At 65.8% G+C, this 13,069-nt stretch carries 12 protein-coding genes, 1 tRNA gene and 3 pseudogenes; 5 read left to right on the forward strand and 11 right to left on the reverse strand.

Translation table 11 applies throughout. The annotated features are described in order from the left end of the window. Nucleotides 1–240 precede the first annotated feature (240 nt). The 3 genes from WDW90_RS30310 to WDW90_RS30320 form a co-directional block, all read right to left on the reverse strand. The gene (locus WDW90_RS30310) at nt 241–858 is read right to left on the reverse strand and encodes a hypothetical protein (RefSeq protein WP_336491220.1); all 618 of its coding nucleotides are present in this window, start codon (nt 856–858) and stop codon (nt 241–243) included. A gap of 312 nt (nt 859–1,170) precedes the next feature. After that, nucleotides 1,171–2,178, reverse strand: coding sequence for an integrase (locus tag WDW90_RS30315; protein ID WP_336491221.1), 1,008 nt, complete (start codon nt 2,176–2,178; stop codon nt 1,171–1,173). A gap of 110 nt (nt 2,179–2,288) precedes the next feature. After that, a tRNA-Arg gene (locus WDW90_RS30320) sits at nt 2,289–2,365 on the reverse strand. Between the two features lie 441 nt (nt 2,366–2,806). Between WDW90_RS30320 and WDW90_RS30325 the strand changes: the two genes are divergently transcribed. Continuing rightward, entirely contained in the window at nt 2,807–3,235 is a 429-nt protein-coding gene (locus WDW90_RS30325) for a nuclear transport factor 2 family protein (RefSeq protein ID WP_336491223.1), read from the forward strand. Between the two features lie 191 nt (nt 3,236–3,426). Continuing rightward, the gene (locus WDW90_RS30330) at nt 3,427–3,561 is read left to right on the forward strand and encodes a hypothetical protein (RefSeq protein ID WP_336491225.1); all 135 of its coding nucleotides are present in this window, start codon (nt 3,427–3,429) and stop codon (nt 3,559–3,561) included. A 141-nt stretch (nt 3,562–3,702) separates the two neighbouring features. Here the strand turns inward: WDW90_RS30330 and WDW90_RS30335 are convergent, their stop codons facing one another. Next, on the reverse strand, nt 3,703–4,521 hold the full coding sequence (locus WDW90_RS30335) for an alpha/beta fold hydrolase (RefSeq protein WP_336491232.1): 819 nt from the start codon (nt 4,519–4,521) through the stop codon (nt 3,703–3,705). 114 nt (nt 4,522–4,635) lie between these two features. On the opposite strand from WDW90_RS30335, the gene WDW90_RS30340 reads away from it, so the two are divergent. The 3 genes from WDW90_RS30340 (at nt 4,636) to WDW90_RS30350 (ending at nt 8,279) form a co-directional block, all read left to right on the forward strand. Further along, nucleotides 4,636–5,268 (forward strand): GntR family transcriptional regulator, encoded by a 633-nt coding sequence (locus WDW90_RS30340; protein ID WP_336491226.1) that lies wholly within the window; start codon nt 4,636–4,638, stop codon nt 5,266–5,268. Between the two features lie 19 nt (nt 5,269–5,287). Next, a complete protein-coding gene (locus tag WDW90_RS30345) occupies nt 5,288–6,808 on the forward strand; it encodes an aldehyde dehydrogenase (protein ID WP_431311153.1) in 1,521 nt (506 codons plus the stop codon). 82 nt (nt 6,809–6,890) lie between these two features. Then, complete coding sequence (locus WDW90_RS30350) at nt 6,891–8,279, forward strand: MFS transporter (RefSeq protein WP_336491228.1); 1,389 nt, start codon at nt 6,891–6,893, stop codon at nt 8,277–8,279. A gap of 80 nt (nt 8,280–8,359) precedes the next feature. Here WDW90_RS30350 and WDW90_RS30355 read toward each other — a convergent pair whose 3' ends face one another. The 7 genes and pseudogenes from WDW90_RS30355 to WDW90_RS30380 all read right to left on the reverse strand — a co-directional run. Further along, nucleotides 8,360–8,992 carry a DsbA family oxidoreductase gene (locus WDW90_RS30355; RefSeq protein ID WP_336491229.1) on the reverse strand — a complete coding sequence of 211 codons (633 nt, stop codon included), beginning with the start codon at nt 8,990–8,992 and terminating at the stop codon, nt 8,360–8,362. Nucleotides 8,993–9,073: 81 nt separating this feature from the next. Then, the gene (locus WDW90_RS30360) at nt 9,074–9,286 is read right to left on the reverse strand and encodes a DUF6494 family protein (RefSeq protein ID WP_336491230.1); all 213 of its coding nucleotides are present in this window, start codon (nt 9,284–9,286) and stop codon (nt 9,074–9,076) included. A gap of 362 nt (nt 9,287–9,648) precedes the next feature. After that, nucleotides 9,649–9,831, reverse strand: a pseudogene (locus WDW90_RS30365) (integrase core domain-containing protein); the annotation flags it as partial. Continuing rightward, a pseudogene (locus WDW90_RS40920) lies at nt 9,832–9,960 on the reverse strand (IS3 family transposase); the annotation flags it as partial. Between the two features lie 384 nt (nt 9,961–10,344). Next, complete coding sequence (locus WDW90_RS30370; RefSeq protein ID WP_336491231.1) at nt 10,345–11,703, reverse strand: MFS transporter; 1,359 nt, start codon at nt 11,701–11,703, stop codon at nt 10,345–10,347. Nucleotides 11,704–12,050: 347 nt separating this feature from the next. Continuing rightward, nucleotides 12,051–12,848: a trypsin-like serine protease gene (locus WDW90_RS30375; protein WP_336491233.1), complete on the reverse strand. Its 798-nt coding sequence runs from the start codon at nt 12,846–12,848 to the stop codon at nt 12,051–12,053. Nucleotides 12,849–12,981: 133 nt separating this feature from the next. Next, nucleotides 12,982–13,069 (reverse strand): annotated as a pseudogene (locus WDW90_RS30380) (IS5-like element ISMex42 family transposase); the annotation flags it as partial.

Here is a 13,069-nt window from a genome sequence, read left to right on the forward strand (position 1 = left end):
CCTTCGCGCGCCTTTCGCCTGCGGAGTGCCGCAACTACTTCTCGGCCGCCGGCTACGAGGATGACGCTTGTGCTTCCAGCTGATCGGGACCCGCTCTAGAGCGCCAATGGGCCGCTTAGGTGGATGCCCTTAAGCCTGTCCTGAAGGTCGAACAGCGGCGAGCTGCTGAACTGCGGGAGGAACGGGACCGCTGGCAGGAGAAGGCTATGGCTCCAAGAGGAGGGGGGACTTTGGGGTGGTTTAGGCGTGCTTAGGCCCGGAGACACCCTGAGCTTCATGCTCGCCAAACACGGGCCACGTGTCTCCTAATGCCAGCGTCCCTTCGAGGACGCCTGCTTCCGCGATCACTCCCCACACGATTAAGCCCTGACCGAACTGCACCGCATAGCCAAAGAGACCGTCCTCGCTCTCGCCGGTCCGGATGGTCAGCCTATCGCCGTATTGCTTGACGTTGGCCTTCGTGCCGACTTTGAGGTTCGTCAACGCCTCGGCCAGGTAGTCGGTTAGGTTCTGCATGCCTGACGCCTGCACCTGATGCCAACTCGTATGGATACGGTGCGTCTCCGGCAAGATCGCCCCTTTCTCCCGGTAGTAAAGGGCGCATCCGAGCTTCCGCCCGATCATCGCTGCCGCGTCCCCGAACTCGGTCGAGGCCAGAACCATCCCCCTTGCGGCGGGCTCATCTCTCAGCAGGAGCCCAGGCGTTCTCGGGGTACCGTGCTGCTTCATGTACGAGCGGATGGCATTAGGCGAAGGGTTGAACTCAGGGATCGCTCCAGGAGCGTTGTTGCCGAGACCCCGATGTAGCCCGTGTGCTCTGCCGACGTTCTGATTGCCAATGTTGTAGTCGAGCAACATCGCATGATACCCAAAAATCAAGTCATGGGTCCTACTAACGTCATTGCATCCTTCACAGGCAGGAAATTCGATGCCATCAGGTACGAGGTCTTTTGGAAAGCAGGCCTGAGGCGGTACGTGATCTAACTCAACGCTCCTAGCCTTACCGCCACAGAAGCAGCACACCGGGTGCTCTGTAATGAACCGCTGCTTGCGGTTTGGCTTCGGGGGGCGCTGCAACACCTGAACCTCACACTGATCACGAGCAATTAGGCCGGGAACCACAGTGGATAGCCCGCTTAGCTCAGCCTTAGCTAGGGTGAAGCTATTGGTTCAGCCCGGGTTCGCCTCCGCTGCTGCCCTGGCTAGCTTCTCGGCAATCGCCTCAGGTCTCAGGTGAGTGTACCTCATCAGCATCCGTGTATCCCGATGCCCACTCAATAGGGCCACCTCCGGCACACTCAGGCCAGCCTCGAAGAACCGGCTGACGGTTTCATGCCTGAGATCGTGGAACCGGAGTCCCGGAACGCCCGCCCTCCCCCGCAACCGCTCCCAGGCCAAGCGAACAGCGTTTCCGCTGACCGGGAAGACACGGGCGTCAGTCCTCGGGAGGCCCCTCAGAACCTCGATGGCCTTGGGCGTGAGCGCCACCGTTCGGGCGTGACCGTTCTTGGTGATCGGGAGGTGGGCCGTTCGCCGCTCCAGGCTGACATGGGACCACACCAGAGCCAGCAACTCCCCTCGCCTCATGCCGGTCTCGATGGCGAGGTCGATCAGGGGCCTCAGGTACCAAGCGTGGGCTGAGCCGATGGCCGCACGAAGCTTCTGATTCGCCTCTGCCTCAAGCCTCTGGTCCCGGGCCTTGGACGGTTCTGGAAGAGTGATGCTCAGGACCGGGCTGCTAGGCACAGGAGCGTCCCATTCCCGCTTTGCTACGGTCAGACAGTGACGAAGGATGGTCAGTTCTCTCCTGACCGAATCGCCGCTCACGGTTGCCAAGCGGTCATCTCGATAGCGAGCCACCAAGGCAGGCGAGAGCTTTGCCAATGAGGCTTGGGCCAGCTGGTGACCGAGAAGTGTCCTGATCCGCGACCTCTCAAAGCGGGCGCCCCGCTTCGACGGAGTGATAGATTCTTCGTAGCGCTTGAGTAGGTCACCAACGGTGATGCTTCCAGCCTGCCTCAGCCCCACTGGGAGTTCGGCCCTTTCGATGGCTCGCTCTTTATCCCTCGCCCATGAGAGCGCATCAGCCTTGGTGCTGAAGGATTTCGAGATCGCAGGGTAGCCCTCACGCCGTACCTGGGCCTGCCAGGAAGAGCCCCGCTTACGTATGGTCGCCATGTGTCGTGTCTCGCATCGCTTGTGACAGCAGCGTGACAGACCAACCTAATCAGGGATCACGAAAAGGGCTGAGAACCAGCCAAACCCTAGCCCCTACAGAGGCTTAGAGATGGCGCACCCGACACGATTCGAACGTGTGACCTTTGCCTTCGGAGGGCAACGCTCTATCCAGCTGAGCTACGGGTGCTGACCGTGGCGATTCCCTAGCCCATGCGGGCGCCCGGCGCAACGGGCTGAGGCTGCCAAGCGCCTGCTCGGCGGGATGGCTGCGCGGCCCTTCCTCGGCAAAGGTCACACGTTCGAATCGTGTCGGGTGCGCGGGCCGGCATCGCGAGCCGGGAAGGGACCGCGCGTGCGCCGGCAATGTGGCCGCGACGAAAGCTCCCGGTTGGCCTTGACGGTGAACCGAGCCGTGATGCGGGTGCATGTAGTTGTGCCCCCAGTCGACAGTGGCGGCCATGTGCTGGCTCGCTTGCGCGGTGTGGGCAGCAAACCGCACCGTCACCCCCGGGTGGGTCTAATTGGGTTGCTGGGCCGCGCGCAGCCGATCATGCTTCCGTATCGCGCATGCACGGAACAACGCCTCTCCTGCTCGGGAGGAGACCAACGCGCGCTGGAGGAAGATGCGATGTCCCCCGCGAGCGACCCGGTGCAAAGCCTCAAGTGCGCCTACGCGCAGTGGAGCGAGTCGAAGGGCCAGGATGTCCAGTGCTGGATGGACATCCTGGCTGAGGACGCAACCCTCGCATCCCTGGCCGACGGATCTGCCGAGATGCCGTTCACGGCGCAGCGCAGCACCCGTAGCGACATCCTGGGCTACCTCGAAGGCCTCAGGGCTGATTGGGAGATGATCACGCACGACATGAACGACTTCGTGGCGGAACGGGACCAAGTAGTCGTGATCGGCAACGTGTCCTGGCGCAACAGGGCGACCGGGAAGGTCGCGAGCACCCGCAAGGTCGATCTCTGGCGCTTCTCGAACGGCCGCGCCGTCGCTTTTGAGGAGCTCTACGACACAGCTCAGACCTACGCAGCCGCGCTGCCCGATCCGGCGTAAGACTAGCCAGGCATGAGACGCCACGCAGCGGCCCTCCTCGCGGCGATCCTGGAGCTTGGCTGCCGTCCTGCTTGGTCGGACGACGCGCTGGAGCGGGTCGTGAACGGTCTCTCCTTCAGTTCGTGGAGAAGTCCCTCTCGGACTATGCCGTTCCGGGTGTCGTTGCGAGGGACGAACAGGATGCCGAACTCGTGGCAGCGGAAGCCGGTGGTGCGGGAGCGCAAGCCGAAGCATTGCGCGAGCTTTCAGACGAAGAGGTCTTGAAGCATGGCCTCGACCTGCAGGAGCACGGCAGTGTGAGGGTGCTTCCCATTCTGAGCCTCTGAGATGCACACCCAATGGCTCTCCAACGGCAAAGTGGGAGTCAGATTGAGGACAACGCGTGTCCTCTCCCCAATTGTTCGGCAGAGTTTGATGGATGGCGTGAATGGGCAGCCGAATGATCGGCACGACCCGTCAACCTGCCTTCACGCGACCGCCTGCACCCGCTCGGAGTCTCGCCCAGTATCGTCGTTTGTTAGAAACGTCAGCGTCGCCTCGAGAAAATGCTCCGGCGCCTGCAGCTGTGGAACATGGGCGCAGCCGGGCAGGATCATGAGCCTCGCATCCGGCAGACCCGCGGCGAGCTCCCGTGACATCGCGGGCGGCGTGGCCTCATCCTGTTCGCCGACGAGCACCAGGACCGGAACATCGACTTTCGTGAGATCAGGGCGCAGATCAAGACCAGCCAGTGCTTCGCACGCCGCGCGGAAGACCGCGGGATCGGTTCGGAGGAATGCCGCGAGTCGCTCCTGCATCAGCTCCGGATGAGCTGCCTGAAAGTCCGGTGCGAAGAGCCGGCGCATCGCTGTCTCGGAGAGGGCGCTCAGACCCTTCGCGCTCGATACGGCTGCCATGGTGCGGAAGGCTTCCCGACCCTGTTCCGAGAAGCAGGCACCACAATCGGCGAGAACCAGACGGCTCACGAGGCCAGGATGCCGGATGACCATCTGAAGCGCGACGAAGGCGCCGAAGCCGTTGCCTAGCACGATCGGCCGATGGGATCCCTTCAAGTCTCGGACGGCCTCCGCCATGCGGTCTGCTATCGGTTCAAGTCCGCCGGTCACCGCCTCCGATGCGCCGAAGCCCGGCAGGTCCGGGACGATCACTTGAAAGCTCTCCGCGAGCTGCCCTGTGATCCGGTCGAAGCTCGATCTGTCGGCGAGCAGCGAGTGGAACAGGAGGAGCGGTTCGCCCGATCCGTGGACTTCCGCCGCGATCCGTCCGCCTGCGAGCCTGATCTGCATCCCCTTCTCCCGACCTGTCCGGCAGGCTTCCCCGCGTGGGGTGCTGGCCGCAAATACCCGTTGACGTGATATTTCACGACTGCGATGTTGAGGCAACCTGATCAGGTCAGAGCCGTGCTTCTTCGCGACAACATCTACCAGGCTATCCGCTCCGAGATCCTCGCCTGCCGCATGCCTCCGGGCGCCGAGGTGCGCGAGCAGGAACTCGCCGAGCGCTACGCCGTGAGTCGGCAGCCTGTGCGCGAGGCGCTGCTTCGTTTGGAGCACGAGCGTTTGGTCACGGTCCATGCGCGACAGGGATATCAGGTGAACCCGATCTCGATCGCAGACGCGCGCGATCTAATCCAGTTTCGCCTTCTGATCGAGCCTGCCTGCGCCGGGGACGCTGCCGAGTCAGGATCGGCTGAGGCGCTCGCTGCGCTCGACGCCTTCCGAACGCTCGACGAGGGCACCGACTTCATCGACTACAATCGCGCCTTCCACACGGCCTTGGCGCAGGCCTCCGGCAGCCGGCGCATGGCCGCGACAGCGCGGGACCTGATTGAGCAGGCTGACCGCCTCGTGCGGGTCAGCCTCGCCGCCATCAAGGGCCGGGAGCCGGCCCAGCTCATCGCGGAGCATGCCGAGATCATCGACGCCGTGCAGAGGCGCGATGCCCGAATGGCCCGCCGCCTCGTGCGCGAGCACGTCGCGCAGGCGCAGCGCCGCATCATTCAGGCGCTCGAACGCAGCGCCGTCATCCGGTGAGGGAGAGAACGCCATGAACATGGTCACGAGACCGGATCTCGCCGTCGAGACGCGCGGCAACTTCGTGGATGGTCGCGAGATCGAGGCCGGCGACGGCACGTTGATCGACGTGCGCAATCCCGCCACCGGCGCGGTCATCGCCCGGATCCCGAACTCGACCGAGGCTGATGTCGATCGTGCCATGCGCAGCGCCCGCGCAGCCTTCGAGTCGAAGGACTGGGGCGGCATGGACAACCGCGCCCGCGCGAGGCTGGTCAACCGCGTCGCTGACGCCTTCGAGGCGAACCTCGACACGCTCTATCGCCTCGAGACCCTCAACAACGGTCGCCCGATCAACGAGACGCGCGCCCAGCTCTCGCGCCTGCCGGATTTCTTCCGCTACGCTGCTGGCCTCGCCCTGTCGCGGCGTGATGCGGTGATCCCCGTCGAGGGTGCTTACCTGAACTATACCCGGCGCACGCCAATCGGGGTGGTGGCGAACTGCACGCCCTTCAACCACCCTCTGATGATCCTCTGCAAGTCGCTGGCGGTCGTGCTCGCCACCGGTTGCACCACCGTCGTCAAGCCGTCCGAATACACCCCGCTGACGACTCTCAAGCTCGCACAGATCTTCACTGAGGCCGGGCTGCCGGGAGGCGTCTTCAACATCGTGCTGGGCCTTGGCCCGACCACGGGGCGGCATCTTGCCGAGCACCGCGACATCAACAAGCTCGTCCTCACCGGGGGCACTGAGGCCGGGCGGATTGCCGGCAGCGCCGCGGCCAAAGTCTTCGCCCACCAGACGATGGAGCTCGGCGGCAAGACCCCCGTCATGGTCTTCGATGACTTCGACCTCGACCAGGCGGTGAACTACGCCGCCTTCGGCGCTTTCATCGGTGCGGGCCAGACCTGCGTCTGCGCGAGCCGCCATCTCGTGCAGGCCTCGATCTACGACGCCTTCGTGGAGAAGCTCGCTGCCAAAGCCAAGAGCATCCGCATCGGCGATCCCTTCGATCCCGCGACACAGCTCGGTCCCGTCATCTCGGCCAAGCAGCGCGACCGGGTGCTCGCTTATGCTGGCTACGGACGCTCGGAAGGCGCGCGGGCGGTGGCCGGCGGCCAGGCCGCACAGATCGCGGGCGGCGAGGAAGGCTACTTTGTCGAGCCCACCGTCTTCGCTGACGTGCGCTCCGACATGCGCATCTTCCAGGAAGAGGTGTTCGGGCCCTTCACCAGCGTCACGCCATTCAAGGACGAGGCCGAGGCGCTGCGGCTCGCCAACGACTCACCGTTCGGGCTCGCGGCCGCGGTGCGCACACGCGATGTCGCCCGAGCGCACCGAGTTGCCGCAGCGGTGAAGGCGGGGATCGTCTGGATCAACGATCACCATCGTCTCGACCCCGCATCCCCGTGGGGCGGCGTCGACGACAGCGGTCTCGGGCGCGAGTGCGGACTCGAGAGCTTCGACGACCACTTCAACATCAAGAGCATCATGGTCGCGACGCATGACGCTCCGTTCGACTGGTATCGCGACACCGCGGGCCAGCGCCGACTCAATTGATGATTTGATCTGGATGGAGGGCTGAAGGCCCGCGTCAGACGGGCGCTCTCCGCTCCGGGGTCTCTTTCGCGGAGGAAACGCCATGACGTCACTCGTCAATGCAGGAGGCCGGCTTGACCGGCTTCCGATCGGCCCGTTCCACTACAGGATCATGTGGCTGATCGGCATCGGGATGTTCTTCGACGGCTTCGATATCTACATCGCGGCCACTGTTCTCGGCGCGACGCTGAAGAGCGGCTTCTCGACCCTGCCGGAGAACGCACTCTTCGTCTCGGCGACCTTCATCGGGATGATGAGCGGCTCGTTCCTGACGGGCTTTCTCGGAGATCGCTTCGGTCGACGCTTCACCTACCAGGCCAATCTCCTCGTCTTCGGTCTCGCAGCAATCGCCGCAGCGTTCGCGCCGAACATGGCGACCTTGATCGTCCTTCGGTTCATCATGGGCGTCGGTCTCGGTGCGGAGAACGTCGTCGGCTACTCGACCATGACCGAGCTCGTCCCGGCCCGATCGCGCGGACGCTGGCTCGGCCTGATGGCAGTGTTCGTGGTGACCGGCCTGCCGGTCGCCTCGCTCGTCGGCTATGTCGTGATCCCGATCTTTGGCTGGCGCGCGATGTTCGTGCTCGGCGGCCTCGGTGCGCTCGGCGTGTGGTATCTGCGCAAGAGCCTGCCGGAGTCGCCGCGCTGGCTCGAGGCGGTCGGGCGGACCGAGGAAGCCGAGACGCTCCTGCGCAAGATTGAGGATGAGGCTGCCCGCGGCGGTGTCCTGCCGCCGCCCACCCCAATCACGGCACCAGCTCCGAAGGTCGCTTTCGCCACGCTGTTCCGGCCGCCGCTGCTCGGGCGCGTGATTGTCGGCTGCATCTGCCTCATCGTGATCAACACGCTGCTCTACGGTTTCGTGACCTGGCTGCCGACCTTTTTCATCAAGCAGGGCCTGAGCGTCGCCACCTCCTTCGGCTACTCGCTGCTGATGGGCCTCGGCGCCCCGGTCGGCAGCGCCATCGGCGCGCTGACCGCGGATCGCTGGGGCCGCAAGCCGACGATCGTCGGCGCTTCGGCGGCGGCCATCCTGTTCGGGATCCTCTATCCGCTGACCTCCGATCCCTGGCTGCTGCCGCTCGTCGGCTTCGGCCTGACGGTGCCGATCTACGTGCTCGTGGCGCTCCTGTTCGGCATCTACATCCCGGAGCTCTTCCCGACGGAGGTACGCCTGCGCGCCTCGGGCCTGTGCAACACCTTCGGCCGCGGCGCGACGATCATCACGCCGTTCATCGTCGTGTCCCTGTTCCAGACCTACGGGATCGGCGGCGTCATGGTGCTGATGATCGGCCTGCTCATCCTCCAAATCGTCACGGTGCTGACCCTCGGCGTCGAGCCGCGCCAGCAGAGCCTTGAGGACATAAAGCCCCTCATTGACGCCGAGATCCGCGAAGGCACGGCTGCCGTCGCCCAGCGCGGCCTCGCCTGAAGGCGGCGCCGTCGTTCAGGAGCCGTGCCCAGCAGAACGTCGCGGGCACCGGCACGGGCCGGGGATCGCCGACGCGCTTTCTACGCGACCTGTCGCTGTCGAAATGCCGCGACCCACTGTTGCGCTGTCTGTGCGCCGGAGACAGCCCACTGCTGATCGACGATGAAGAAGGGCACGCCGCTGATCTGCATCTCGGCTGCCTGGGCCTCGACGCTCACGATGAGCGCGCGCAGCTCGAGGCTACCCAGGGCTGCCAGCGCCGCCTGCCGGTCGAGACCCACTTCTTCAGCAACGTCCAAGAGGACCTTCTCTTCGCCAACGTCGCGGCCCTCCTCGAAGTAGGCCCGGAACAGAGCTTCGACGAGTGCGTCTCCCCTGCCCTGCTGCCGAGCGGCCGCGATCAGCATGTGTGCCTTCCGCGTGTTGGGTGTGCGCGGCATGCGGTCGAACGCGAAGGCGATGCCCTCGGCTCGTCCGAGTTCGGTCATCTGGGCATCGAGGTCAGCGCTGCGCTCGGCGCCGAACTTCCGTGCACGGTAGATGAAGCGCTCGATGCCCTCTGCCGGCATGTCGGGATTGAGCTCGAAGGGCAGCCACTCGACCGTGGTGCTCTCGCCTAGCCCGAGCTGGTCGAGGGCACGTTCGAGCCGGCGTTTGCCGAGGTAGCACCACGGGCAGATCACGTCGGAGAACACGGAGATGGTCAGCCGCACGGCGTGCTCCTTCCTGTGCCGGGCTCGGGGCAATAGGCTTTCCACATCGAGGCGCCCACCGGATCGTGCAAGTCGACGGCGTCAGCTCGCGCTACCCGGTCCATCACCCAGAGAGATCGTCCGCTCGATGACGTGCTCAAGCGGCGCGTTCTCGGCCGTGAGAGTCATGCGCAGCTTCAGCGTGCCGCCTTGGACGAGACCGTCGCGCGCTACGCGCTCGATCTCGCGTTGAGAGGTGACGCCGACCTCCTTCAGGAACTTGCGCAGCTCAATGTTGAAGCGGTCCTCGTCCATAGCGTTTCCTCCACGTGTGAATGCTCGTCGTTAACTCGCGGAGCCGGCGTTCTGTGCGGTGATCGTTTCGGGTCGCATGCCGGTCGTGGTGCCCCGCGTAAGGCTGGTGGAAGGATGCCAGCGCTGAATGGCCTCACAGATTCGCGAGGTTGGCCGCTGGCGGGCATCTTGGCTGTTTCTGCTCAAGGGGGCCGGAGAAGCTGATGCCGCTGTGTGTTACCCTGAGGCGACTTCTGTTGAGCTGTGGTCTGCAGCACCTCAGAGGAGCCGGAGCAACAGTCTCGACCGCGGGGTTCAGGCTGGCCGGGAGCGCGCAGCGCGACCGTGACCTGACCGGTATTTGGACCGGGCCAGTTGCGAGGCTACTGCATGGTAGCCGTCATGGGTAGCCGGAAGGCCAGATCCGGGAGGGTGACGGGCGCGGGTGTTCGGTAGCCCAGCGAGGAATGCGGCCGGACGCGGTTGTAGGTGTTCTGCCAAAGACCGATCACGATCTGCGCTTCTTTCAGCGAGTAGAAGATCTCCTGCTTCAGGCACTCGTCGCGATAGCTCTGCTCGGAGATCGCCGCCTCATTGCAGGCGAGCGCCAAGCTCTTGCCCTGTGCGGTCTGTACCTCGATCTGGCGCAGCTTGAGCACCACCTGCTCCGCGCTCGTCTTCTGACCTCGCTTCATCCTCGGCTCCTCCGGTCCTGGCTGATCCTCCCAATCAGCCCGATCCTAAGCCAGCCGGTCAGGTCACACTTCGGACAAGCCGATGGCGTCAACTCTGAGTCCCCAGTCTCTCACCCAGGCCTGAATGTGAGCGCGAACCGAGCCGTGCTGCTCGCGGGCATGGCAGCCTTTCTCGCGCTCGCCGCCCTGATCCTCGTTTTCCGCCGCTGAAGCAGTCGCCGTGCCTGCCGGTAGATGTTGCAAACACTGCCGTTTCGGATCGGGAAGTGCCACACGTTCGGATCGTGTTGTGCTCTCAGCAGCGCCGCGCTGTTACGAGCACTGGGGACCGCATCTCGTGCATCCAGGGCGAATAGCCGACGCGCTTGAAGAAGCCGCCGAATGTCATGAAGCCGCTGTGCTCGGCAGCCTCCAAGCCAGTGTGGCGCCGATCAGCGCTACTACTGCCACAAGACTCATCACGCCGGCCAGGCCTGCAAGCGGGTAGAGAATCGCGCCGCCCGTCACGCCGAGGCTGCCACCGAGGAAGGTGCACGCGTTGATCAAACCCGAGCTCTGGCCCGCGGCCTCGGGCGGCAGCGCCGCGAGGGCGAGGCGCGGTGCGGTAGCGTAGGGCACGGCAAGACCAGCTCCGAACAGGAATAGACCGACACCGAGTATCCCATTCGAGCGGTAATGCGCCGCCGCGGTGATCACCCCGCAGGCGAGGGCGACCACGATGAGCGCGCCCGAGAGCGCGCCGGCCGAACCGAGCCGACGCACTACGCGGGGCGCGAGCCGGGCCAGGACGAACAGGCCAATGCTCAGGGGCAGGAGCATCAGCCCTGCACCGACCGGCGTCAGCCCTAGCCCCGCGGCGTCCTGCGCGTCGATGTTGAAGTAAAGGAGTGTCGACAGGATGCAGAACATGGCCACCGCTCCAATCGCGGCGGCCCGCAGGAAGAGCGGGGAGCGGCGGACCTGGGCGAGATTCACGAACGGGTCGGCGGTGCGTCGCTCCACGCGCACGAACAGGGCGGAGGCCGCGACCATCGCGGCGAGCGGGAGTGCGACGTGAATCGGCGCCTGCCCCACCCGCGGCAGGCCATTCAGCGTGAGGACGGCCGACACCATCAGGGCCGCCAGCAGGAGGAACCCGCCGGCATCGACGTGGGACCGGCGCGGCGTCGCGGGCGCTTCTTCCGCCCGGGCGGTCACAAGCCCGATCGCCGCGGCGATGAGGACGGCGGCGGTGCACCCGAACACGCTGCGCCAGCTGAGGACATGCGTCAGCGCGCCGCCGACGAGTGGTCCGAGGCTGAATCCCAGCATGAGCGCGCCCGCCCAGGCACTTAGGGCGGCGGCGCGGCGCGAGAGGTCAGCCGCCTGCCCGATGCAGGAGAGCGTGGCAGGCACGGCGAGGGCCGCCCCCAGTCCCTGCACGGCGCGCCCGACCAGAAGCAGTCCGGGCCCTGTCGCCGTGGCGATCGCCACCGAAGCGCCGCCGAAGAGGAGTAGGCCTGCAAGCGCGACGCGCCGCGCCCCAACCCAATCCGAAGCCTTCCCGCCCAGGATGATGCAGGCGGCGGCGGTGAGCAGGTAGCTGTTCACCGCCCAGGTCACCTCCCCTGGGTCGAGGACAAGATCCGCGCGCATGGTCGGCAGCGCGGCCATGATAGCCGTGCCGTTGACGCCGACGGCGAGCATCCCGAGGCAGCACGCCAAAGGAATGCGGGGATCTCGGGCAGCGGCGGCCGCGCTCACACAGACGCTCCGGGGTTTCGCCCGCTGAGGAACAGCGACGGATCGTGGTCGGTGTGGAACAATTCCGGACGCCTCCCGAGCGGCCGACCGGGACCGCGAGCCTGCAGCGTCTGTCACGCGGACGAGCTTAGAATTGCTGAGGTCAGCTCCAATCGTCGAGCCAAAAACGCGTCAGGCCCAGGTCAGTCCCTTTCTCGACACTTCTATAATCCAATCGACAGGTCGGCCGATCTCTGGTCGCGTGACCTAGTGGATCTTGTGGTCCTCTCCGGGCAGGAGGGTGAGCATGATCCCAGCGACGTGCGCGTGCAGGCGGCAGAACTGCCCGGCTGGGGCAATGATTGCGTCTATTCGGCAGCCCCGAAGACCTGCGCGGCCGGCGCGATAACTACGTAGCCACCGCAGGGCGCTTGTGCTGTGATCACCGCGCTGGCGACGCCCCAGATGAACCGGCCGCGCCGATCCTGCGCCACCACGGGGCCGCCGGAATCGCCGAGGCACAGGCGCGCCCCGCTCACTCGAGCGATGGTCAGGCCCGTGCTCGACGCCGCGACCGGGACCAGGCCTGCTGTGCGCAACTGCCCGACGGAGCGCCCCGAGAGCCCAACCCCCGCGACCCGCAGCGCGGAGGGCACGCGGCGCGGATCGGACGACAGGGGCACCGGGCGCCGGTCCCGCACCGGCGCCGACAGACGCAGGACCGCGAGATCCAGCGAGAGATTCGCGAGGCTGACGCCCCCCGCCTGGGCGGGGAGATCGCCAGGATCCGGGCTGTAGCGCGCCGCGACGCGGGCGACGTAGACGGGCTTCACCGGTCCGCTGCCGCGATAGAACACCACCAGGGCGCCGAGCGGATCGCCATTGACGCAATGCGCCGCGGTCAGGACGAGGTCGGGGGCGATCAGGACGCCCGAGCAGCGGGTGAGGCGCAGCGTCTCCCCGGGCTGGGTCAGGGTCCCGATACCGACGGTCGCCCGTGCCAGCGGGTCCCCGGCCCGCGCAGGCGCGCCGCCCTCGATGGCGGCGGCGGGACTGAGACTTAAACAGGAGATCAGGAGGCTGAGACAGAGGCCGGTGCCAAGGCGCCGGACCAGCGCATGCAGGTAGGTGAGAGACCCCGTCCCAGATGGCTCCCATTCGCGGATGAGACGGCCGGCTCAATGGCATTGGCGTGCCCACAACTTTGCTCCGATCGCCCCCAGGGGGCGAAGCCGGCGCAAGGCCGCACCGCATACCCTTCGGAGTGCTGGGCAAATGATGAGGGCCGCCTACGGCCTGTTAGCTCTTGAGCCAGTCCAGAGCGGCTGCGAGCGAGAGAACGCCCATGAAGCTTGAAGCTGTCTTCTCGTAGCGGGTTGCGATGGCA

It is taken from the genome of Methylobacterium nigriterrae, from assembly GCF_037106235.1.
In the GTDB taxonomy this organism is placed as follows: Bacteria; Pseudomonadota; Alphaproteobacteria; order Rhizobiales; family Beijerinckiaceae; genus Methylobacterium; species Methylobacterium nigriterrae.

Excerpts from the sequence above, each read along its gene's own strand:
- WDW90_RS30315 (WP_336491221.1), bottom strand. The coding sequence starts at position 2,178 with ATGGCGACCATACGTAAGCGGGGCTCTTCCTGGCAGGCCCAGGTACGG.
- WDW90_RS30360 (WP_336491230.1), bottom strand. The coding sequence starts at position 9,286 with ATGGACGAGGACCGCTTCAACATTGAGCTGCGCAAGTTCCTGAAGGAG.
- WDW90_RS30345 (WP_431311153.1), top strand. The coding sequence starts at position 5,288 with ATGGTCACGAGACCGGATCTCGCCGTCGAGACGCGCGGCAACTTCGTG.
- WDW90_RS30335 (WP_336491232.1), bottom strand. The coding sequence starts at position 4,521 with ATGCAGATCAGGCTCGCAGGCGGACGGATCGCGGCGGAAGTCCACGGA.
- WDW90_RS30325 (WP_336491223.1), top strand. The coding sequence starts at position 2,807 with ATGTCCCCCGCGAGCGACCCGGTGCAAAGCCTCAAGTGCGCCTACGCG.
- WDW90_RS30350 (WP_336491228.1), top strand. The coding sequence starts at position 6,891 with ATGACGTCACTCGTCAATGCAGGAGGCCGGCTTGACCGGCTTCCGATC.
- WDW90_RS30310 (WP_336491220.1), bottom strand. The coding sequence starts at position 858 with ATGTTGCTCGACTACAACATTGGCAATCAGAACGTCGGCAGAGCACAC.